The 8304-nt window shown below is 38.1% G+C and carries 9 protein-coding genes; all 9 read right to left on the bottom strand.

The window, feature by feature from the left end; translation table 11 throughout:
- Positions 1 to 97 precede the first annotated feature (97 nt).
- Entirely contained in the window at positions 98 to 1141 is a 1044-nt protein-coding gene (locus L655_RS0120375; protein ID WP_024606113.1) for a hypothetical protein, read from the bottom strand.
- A 61-nt stretch (positions 1142 to 1202) separates the two neighbouring features.
- Positions 1203 to 2462: a tetratricopeptide repeat protein gene (locus L655_RS0120370; RefSeq protein ID WP_010553387.1), complete on the bottom strand. Its 1260-nt coding sequence runs from the start codon at positions 2460 to 2462 to the stop codon at positions 1203 to 1205.
- A gap of 11 nt (positions 2463 to 2473) precedes the next feature.
- Positions 2474 to 3091, bottom strand: coding sequence for an energy transducer TonB (locus tag L655_RS0120365; protein ID WP_007583869.1), 618 nt, complete (start codon positions 3089 to 3091; stop codon positions 2474 to 2476).
- Positions 3091 to 3495, bottom strand: a complete 405-nt coding sequence (locus L655_RS0120360) for a biopolymer transporter ExbD (RefSeq protein ID WP_007583867.1) — start codon at positions 3493 to 3495, stop codon at positions 3091 to 3093. The genes L655_RS0120365 and L655_RS0120360 overlap by 1 nt, the downstream gene beginning before the upstream one ends.
- Positions 3496 to 3509: 14 nt before the next feature.
- Complete coding sequence (locus L655_RS0120355; protein ID WP_002961709.1) at positions 3510 to 4034, bottom strand: MotA/TolQ/ExbB proton channel family protein; 525 nt, start codon at positions 4032 to 4034, stop codon at positions 3510 to 3512.
- Positions 4034 to 5398 (bottom strand): MotA/TolQ/ExbB proton channel family protein, encoded by a 1365-nt coding sequence (locus L655_RS0120350; RefSeq protein WP_024606112.1) that lies wholly within the window; start codon positions 5396 to 5398, stop codon positions 4034 to 4036. The genes L655_RS0120355 and L655_RS0120350 overlap by 1 nt, the downstream gene beginning before the upstream one ends.
- A gap of 6 nt (positions 5399 to 5404) precedes the next feature.
- Positions 5405 to 6175, bottom strand: a complete 771-nt coding sequence (locus L655_RS0120345; protein WP_024590812.1) for a DUF3450 domain-containing protein — start codon at positions 6173 to 6175, stop codon at positions 5405 to 5407.
- A gap of 1069 nt (positions 6176 to 7244) precedes the next feature.
- Positions 7245 to 7448, bottom strand: a complete 204-nt coding sequence (locus L655_RS0120340) for a cold-shock protein (RefSeq protein ID WP_002961702.1) — start codon at positions 7446 to 7448, stop codon at positions 7245 to 7247.
- 478 nt (positions 7449 to 7926) lie between these two features.
- On the bottom strand, positions 7927 to 8304 hold a 378-nt coding region (locus L655_RS0120335; protein ID WP_029752211.1), incomplete at its 5' end, for a group II intron maturase-specific domain-containing protein.

Raw genomic sequence — 8304 nt, 5'->3', positions numbered from 1 at the left:
TGCGACTGTGAAGAAAAAATACCAGCCAAATCACTTGAACTAGACCCCGCAACCCAACGGTGTACAAAGTGCGCACAATAAGCGCACTTTCAAATCATTATATAATTTGTTGTATAAAGCTAAATGATTGCCCTGGGTAAAGTATTATATCTTCAACTAAATATTGAGCCTCTTCTTGGGTGATTTCTAAGCGTTTCATAAGGTTTACCTTCGCCTGTGGCAAAGTCCACGCATGGTAATGAATGCCAATATCTGATTCCATCATTGCAAGCATCAATGTTTTATCTTTATCAGACATGTTCATATTGCTCGCCATTGCAGGTAAATCTTGATAATCAGCCTGCCAATCAAGCCCTTCAATTAATTTTTCATCCGATAGATACTGCACTAAAAACGATTTTTTATGAGAAATAGACAATTTACTGTCGAATGCAACACGATCTAATACTTTTATATTTTCATTTAAAATAGTAACCCACTCTAGCGGTGAATGTACTTCGCCACTAAAGTAATTTAGTTTGCTCTGATACCACTGTGACCCATTTGGCAGGCCTCTCAGACCAACACTACCTCTAGGCTTATAACTAGTTAAATAATCGCTAAAAGCTCTTATATGACTCTTAAGCGCTGGTTGAACGTCATTACTACCTATCGCACTCAATACATAGCTTTGTAGTAGTGTGAGCTCAATTTTATTCAGCTTTAAATTGCTTTGTTTAGCACTGTCTAGCGTATCTTGGGTTAACTTAAGCCAAGTAATAATATTATCCGGCGTACTTTTTGACCCCTCAAAAGCAAGCATGTTTTTTAATACATCGACTTGAGCCGGCCAATTAAAATAGCGCTCAGGAAAGCGCTCTGCAATAACCAAGTAGTTTACTTGTGCAATTTGATTGAGATTAAGCTCCATACCCATTAGGTTCTGATAAATAGTATGACGTTTAACTAAATACGCATCAGAAAATACCAATTGCTCTTTAGTAATCCTATCGATTTTTTTAGCGTCTGGTTGTACAAGTGTCATGTTTAAAGTTTTTAAAGCAACTTGTGCGTCTTCAAATGACTCATAAGGTTGAGGCTGCTTTGAACATGCAGCTAAAAATAAGCACAGCAGTAATGAAAAAGAGAGCTTTTTATACATAGTAGTTCCAATAAAAAAAGCCCCAGAGGGGCTTTTTATAAGTTGCTTTAGCTAATTAAAATTAAATTTTAACACCGTTGCGAGCGGCTTTATCTTTAATATATGTAGACCAACCTTTTGCAAACTTACGTGTGCGAGGGTCATCCATAGCTTTAGTAATTGCAGCATATGCTTGCTTATACTTACCTTGATAGTAATACGCTTCAGCTAAATCTGAATAAATAGTACCTTTTTTGTCAGAGCCAAGCTCTAATGCTTTGTTCAAACGAACAACAGCAGCACTGAATTTTTCAGATTGTAAAAGTAATGAACCAGCTTTACGGTAAAGTTCAGCGTCGTCATCAAATTTAGCAGCTTCTTCGTAGTACTTAGCAGCTTTTTCTAGATCCTTAGAGCGATGATAGTTACTAGCAATCGCGCTAACATTCTGCTTTGTACGTTTTACTTTTTCACTCTTAACGGCCTTTTCTAGCGTTACAGCTGCTCTAAAAGGGATCTCGTTTAGAGAGTAAAAGTTAGATAAGACTTTATACTCAACTTCATTTTCAAAGTAACCGTTCTTGTAAGCAACTTCCATCGTTGCTAAACCTTTTTGATAGTCTTCGGTTTGTAGGTAATATTTACCTAAGCTAACCCAAGCTTTTTTATCATCAGGCCATACACGAACAATCTCTTCGCCAATCTTAACCATGTTTGCATAATCTTTAAGTTCAAAGTATGCACCCAGTTTTAATTGGTAAGGACCTTTATTAGGTTCTTTTTGAAGTTTAATTGCCTTATCTGCTGGTTCAAAAACATCACGAAATTGCTCTAACTGATAGTTAGCTTGGGCAATACGCGTGTAAACTGTAGGATCTTCTTCACCGGTAAAATCCATCCAAGTAACATAAGCTTTTTTGGCTTCTTGATACTTTTCTGTGCCAGCGTATAAATCACCTAACAGCTTTAGAGTTTGTTCTTGATCAGCAAAGTTTAAAACATCAGGGGCAACTGCTTGCTTAGAGTACTTAATCGCTTCGTCATACTTTTCTTTTTGAGCGTACATGCTACCTAAGTAACGATTTACGGTCGCTTTATCAAAGTCATTCGAAGGTTCAATCTCTCTAAGCAAAACAATTGCTTCATCAACTTTTTCTTCGTTGTACAAGTCAAATGCTTTAATTACCTTTTTACCAGTACGCTCGCCCATGATTTTAGTTTTTGCTTTTTTACGCTCTTCAATCTTTGCGTAATCTGGCGCTGCTAAAACAGATGCACTTAAAGTAGCACCCGACACAGACATAAGAATCGCAAGAGCAGTTACTTTAGAAAAATTTCTCATTACTCGCCTCCTTAGTTGCCTTGGTTAAGTTTAAAGTCTAATTGAACTTGTAAACCTGGTTGTTTCTGTGGTTTTCCGTCAATGATCTTAGGACGGTACTTCCACTTACGCAGTGCGCGTTTAGCTTCACGGTCAAAGATACGTTTTGGATCTGCGTCAATTACTTCAACGTCAGTTACTCCACCTAACTCATCAATTGTGAATGAAAGTTGTACCCAACCTTCTTTGCCATCACGTGCTGCTTGCGTTGGATATTTTGGTTCTATACGAACGATAGGTGTCGCATCACCATCTCGTCCAAATGCACCAGGACCACTTAGTCCACCAGCTGAACTACCAACATCAATGCTACCCATGTTAAATGACATAGCACCAGGGTTTGGATTATTATTTTCCGGCTGTGGCGGCTGCGGTTTAGGCGGCTGCTTTGGCGGTGGAGGAGGAGGAGGCGGTACACGCTTCCTCTCCTGCACCTTAGATTCAGGCGGATTCGTCATTATTTCGACTATGATCTGCTCTTTTTGTTCCGTATTACGGTCAGCCCCACCAGAGATGAGGAAGGCCATGAAGTAGAACAAGCCGAAAGTAACTGCCCCACCTGCAATCAGTGAAAACAGAAAACGAATCATTACTGATCTCCAGCTATTGAAATTCTAAGGTTGTCACCCGTCGCTTTAATCTGGTCCATAACTTTAACCACTGTGCCGTGTTTAGCTTCTTTATCAGCTTGTATAATCACAACTTCAGTAGGTTGTTCTGCTAATAAACTTTCGATTTTTGCTGAAATACGTTCAACATCAATTTGTTGTTTATCAACCCAGATTTCGCCGTTACTACGAATAGCAATAAAAATGTTAGCATTTTTTTGCTTAGTAGCTTGGGCAGCTTTTGGTTTATTGACCTCGATACCAGCCTCTTTAACGAACGATGTAGTTACGATAAAGAAAATAAGCATGATAAATACGATGTCAAGCATTGGCGTCATATCAACCGCTGCTTCTTCTTCTTCACGAAAACGTTGTTTACGTGCCATATTTAATTCTCTCTCTAGTGATGAGGCATACTATCAATAAGTTTGGCTTTCACCATTTTAGCTTTTGTCTCAAGACGTGAGCTAAAAAATACTCCAGATAGTGCCGCAACCATTCCAGCCATTGTTGGGATTGTTGCCATTGAAATACCTGATGCCATTAAACGTGCGTTACCTGTGCCCTGGTTGGCCATGGTTTCAAAAACCGAGATCATACCAGTAACAGTACCAAGTAAGCCTATTAAAGGACAAACAGCTACTAATGTCTTAATCAACAACATACGCTGATCTAATTTTTCAGACGCTTCAGAAATCCATGCTTCACGGATTCTGTGTGCGTACCAAGACGTAGTGTCTTGGCGGGCATCCCACTTTGCTACAATTTCTTTCGCTGTGCGAGGAAACTCTGCAAGTAGAAACCAATAGCGCTCAATCATTAAAACCCACATCAGAAAGAGTGCTATCGCGACCACGTATAAAACCTGGCCGCCTGTGCCAACAAAATCCCTGATAGATTCCCATATCTCCATCAGGACTAGCATTAGGCTTTCTCCTTCTCCGCGTGAGTAGCAACGATACCCGCGCTTTGCTCATCAAGGATGTGTAATACCGACTTACTACGACCAGCTACAAGAGCATGAAGTAGAATTAGTGGTAATGCAGCAATTAGACCTAGCGCTGTAGTTACAAGTGCTAGAGAGATGTTACCTGCCATGATCTTCGGATCACCCGTACCGAACAATGTGATTGTTTGGAACGTTAAGATCATACCGATTACTGTACCTAGTAGACCTAGTAACGGTGCGATTGCAGCAAGAATCTTAATTATGTTGATACCAGCTTCGATGCGCGGCGTTTCACGTAGAATCGCTTCATCAAGTTTAAGCTCAAGGTTTTCAACATCTTGGTTCTTGTTGTCATGGTACACTTTAAGAATACGACCCAGTGGGTTATTTGTATTCGGTGTAGCAACATTTTTAAGCTGGCTCTTAATCTTACTAGTAGTAAGTGTAAGGTCAACAAAGCGAATTAGAGTAATTAGCATACCTAAAGCTAGTAAAGCTGTAATGATATAACCAACTACGCCACCTTGATGGAAGTATTCCATAAGTGTCGCTTTTTGAGTGTTGATACGTAAGATAGCACCACGAGTCGGATCGATATAAACACCAGCGTAGTTATCTGGTGATGTATTTTCAAGATCAGTGATACCGTCTAAAATATAGCTATCAGGCTGTTTACCTAGAGGCTGAATAGACTTAGTTTCTGGTGAATAAATTAAGTAACCATCGTCTGTAACTAAGTTAAAGTTACCGATACGCGTTACTTTCTTCATTGACGGGTTACCGTCAAGACCAGCAACTTCAGTTTCAAAAGTTGAAACTTTAGCTGATTCAGTCATTTCTGTTTGAAGTGAAATCCAAAGTTCTTCAAGTTCACGAACAGTTGGAAGTTCTTTAGCAGCAGCTAATGAACGTAAGATTTCTGCACGGCCAGGTTTCTCAGCACTAACTAGTGATGCTTCGATAGAACCGATAGCGTCTTGAGCTGCACGACGTACAACACCAAACATCTCACCCAAAGTACCTTGAGCACTTTGAAGAGCTGCTTCTTTTTCAGCTAACGTGTTTTCATTTTGTGCATATTGCTTAGTTAAGCTTTCACCACGAGACTTCTCAGAAGCAAGTTGGCTTTTAGCTTTGTTAAGTAATGCTTGCTTGTCAGCACGTTCTGATAAGAACTCTTGCTCACGTTGCTTATTGATTTTACCTTCAGAGATACGCTCTTGCTTTACTTGCTCAAGAATTTTATCTAGAGCTCCAGTATTTGCATGTGCATTAAGCGCGGTACCTGCAGAAACAGTTAGTACTGCTGCAACAGCAAAACCTTTAAATAGTTTCTTCATTATTGATTACTCCGCGCCAAAGATAGGTAGTTTAACAAGTTCTAATGTCGCTTGCTTACGCGCCATACGAATAACTTCTTTAACAGGTTTTAGGTATTCTTCGCCTAATTCTTTCCACTGTTTAGTGTTGTTATCCCACACCCAAGCATGTTTCAAGTCAAAAGACTGAGCAACGTAAGTGATACGACCTAACTGACCGATATCAACGTTAATGCTTTTACCATCAACTTCTAGAGTACCTTGTGAAGCAGATACAAGAGAGCTGTATGCTGTTTCAATAGTGTAAGCTTCAAGTACTTGACGGAATTTTTCAGACGTCGTTACAGACGCAGAAACCATGATCTCACGTAGTCTTTCAACACGTCCTAAACGCGTTTCAAGATTAAATGGAACGTCCGCTTTGATGAATTGCTCAAGCGTATCGATCATGCGATACATCAAAGGCACAACGTTTTGTTTAGTGTTATCAATAGTCGCGATTTGACGATCAAACGATTCAATTGAAGCGTTTTGGCTATCAACCAAGCGCGACACGTGATCGTTATACACTTTCATAAGTTCAGTCTCATCAACAACGCTACGGTACTCAGCGATTAGCTCCTGAGTTTGACCATATACATTGTCAATTTTAGTTTGAGACTTAACCGCAGCCTTTTGAATTTGTTGACCTGCTTTTTGCACGTCATTCAAAGGATCTGCAATCACATTGCTGCTTGCAAATGCAAATGCGCCAACCAACGCAGTTGCTACAAGACTCTTTCTGATTTTAACAGACATAGTTCCCAACCAATTAAGTAATGTTACTTTTATAATTTAATTATCCTCCGAGGAGAACAACCCTGATATCTTTTAATAGATATCAACCTTCCAATAATGCTAAATGCAATTAGCGCTGTCAACTTGATGTTTACTAATCTCAGTAAATAAATAGCTAAGTTAATGCTTAAACGAAAGTACCAGCCCACAACAGTTAACATTATTGCAACGAAGCTTTTTCTTAATATTTCTATTAAAGCCTTTTAAGGGGTGTATTTATTCGCATTGCACTGACATAAAACAACATTATTGCAACATTTAGCTAAAGCTGAATTCGCACTGAAAAAAAACTAAAAAAAATATAAATTGATATAACAAAAGTTATTTTTTACACGATTTTATCGTGTTTTATCACCTCAGTTACACTTCATCTGAAAAAACAAACCATTTGTCGCACAAAAAAACAACACTGGATAATATTTAATATCGGATACTCACGCTTTATATACGTTACTTTTAAAACTATTTTAAAACATGTTTTTCCATAAATAGTAATAATAAACTCAACAATGCATTTCTTTTAGCAGCATAAAAGCTTTTGATAATTAAACAGGTTGTATTTACCGCTTTAAAGTATTCTTTAATACTATTTTAACGTTAAGGTTAATTCAGTAATTAAGTTAATCATGAAGAGTTACCCTACTTTATTAGTAATACACTATAAATGAAGCTTTACGTTCACATAATAAAGTAATAGAAGCACCTAGAAGCCCTTATCAATGAGTAGCCTTCGTCACACAGAGTAAGCTTGAAACAGAATTTGCATGGATTGATATTGAGCATCGATTTTATTTAAGCTGGTATCAGGCCCATTGAATAAATTCTTATGAATGGTTTTTAAAAGTATTAGAGGATTGTTTTGTCCGTTAGATTATTAGTTGTTTAGCTTTGCAAAGATAGAATGTTTGAGTAGTTTTTTAAGTTTAAAAAAAGGAGAATTTGAGGTATGAAATAAATAGATTTAAGGAAGGGGAATTATGGTGAAACAGAAACCTGCTTCACCAAGATGAACTAGAGTTCACATAATAAATTATGCTGCTTCTACGTTCTCAGCTTCAGGGCCTTTTTGACCTTGTTTGATGCTGAATGTCACTGCTTGACCTTCGCTAAGAGTGCGAAAACCAGAACCAGTGATTGCGCTGAAATGTACAAACACGTCAGGACCATTTTCTTGTTCAATGAAACCAAAGCCTTTAGCTTCGTTGAAAAACTTTACTTTACCAGTAACCGACATACTAAATTTTCCTGTAAGTCAATAATTAAAATTCAGCCATATTATTATGGCAATATCCTCCCTGAGTCAATGCTCAAAAATATGGAGGTACAGTACAGGAACAAGTAATAACCTAACCGGTAACCTTAAACGCAGCACAATATCCGTAAATTCAATACATAAAAACTCAAAGCAAGGTAAGATTAACACATTATATTTTTTTTCGCTCTATTAATTAGGAATTATTTCTTAAAAATATAAATTTGTTTTAAATCGCCTTTAACTGACTAATTTACAAGCAAAAACTATAAGTATTATTGTAATATTTATTGCTGTAAGCGAGATCAAAAGCCACCTACAACCACCCTGTCGTCGAATTACGCCTCAATAATATCAAAAGCACAAACATCGAGTAGGGTGAGGCTTTTGCCTCATCCCTCTCACAGAACCGTACGTACGGGCCTCGTATACGGCTCCTGTATTCTTCTATCCCTTCGGCTTATTTTCTAAACGCCGATTGAGCAAGCCATCCTGTACTTACTTTTTCCATTGAATATAAACCTTGCTCCTCAAACCATTGGTTTGGCATCGCTACATTCGATAATGGACTTAGAGAGTTTCGCCATGAGTTCATTTTGATGAACTTAAATGGCGGCTTTTTCCCTAATTGTTTTAGTCGCTTATGCAACCTCGCTGGGTTTTTCCACAACCTTAACTGAATTGCCCTTAATCGTCGTCTCACCCACCTTGCCAACAAATTTAGCACTCGTTTACAATTGGCTATACTGAAATAATTTACAAAGCCGCGCACCACTGGATTGAGTCTTTTTATTACTTCAATTAAGTTCATGCCACTATTTCGCTTTGTTAATCGTTT

The organism is Pseudoalteromonas sp. TAE79 (assembly GCF_000498015.1).
Taxonomy (GTDB): domain Bacteria; phylum Pseudomonadota; class Gammaproteobacteria; order Enterobacterales; family Alteromonadaceae; genus Pseudoalteromonas.
The sequence above is the reverse complement of the archived record's forward strand: the minus strand, read 5'-3'. Positions and strand labels throughout refer to the sequence as shown.

Excerpts from the sequence above, each read along its gene's own strand:
- L655_RS0120360 (WP_007583867.1), bottom strand. The coding sequence starts at position 3,495 with ATGGCACGTAAACAACGTTTTCGTGAAGAAGAAGAAGCAGCGGTTGAT.
- L655_RS0120365 (WP_007583869.1), bottom strand. The coding sequence starts at position 3,091 with ATGATTCGTTTTCTGTTTTCACTGATTGCAGGTGGGGCAGTTACTTTC.
- L655_RS0120350 (WP_024606112.1), bottom strand. The coding sequence starts at position 5,398 with ATGAAGAAACTATTTAAAGGTTTTGCTGTTGCAGCAGTACTAACTGTT.
- L655_RS0120375 (WP_024606113.1), bottom strand. The coding sequence starts at position 1,141 with ATGTATAAAAAGCTCTCTTTTTCATTACTGCTGTGCTTATTTTTAGCT.
- L655_RS0120355 (WP_002961709.1), bottom strand. The coding sequence starts at position 4,034 with ATGCTAGTCCTGATGGAGATATGGGAATCTATCAGGGATTTTGTTGGC.
- L655_RS0120370 (WP_010553387.1), bottom strand. The coding sequence starts at position 2,462 with ATGAGAAATTTTTCTAAAGTAACTGCTCTTGCGATTCTTATGTCTGTG.
- L655_RS0120340 (WP_002961702.1), bottom strand. The coding sequence starts at position 7,448 with ATGTCGGTTACTGGTAAAGTAAAGTTTTTCAACGAAGCTAAAGGCTTT.
- L655_RS0120345 (WP_024590812.1), bottom strand. The coding sequence starts at position 6,175 with ATGTCTGTTAAAATCAGAAAGAGTCTTGTAGCAACTGCGTTGGTTGGC.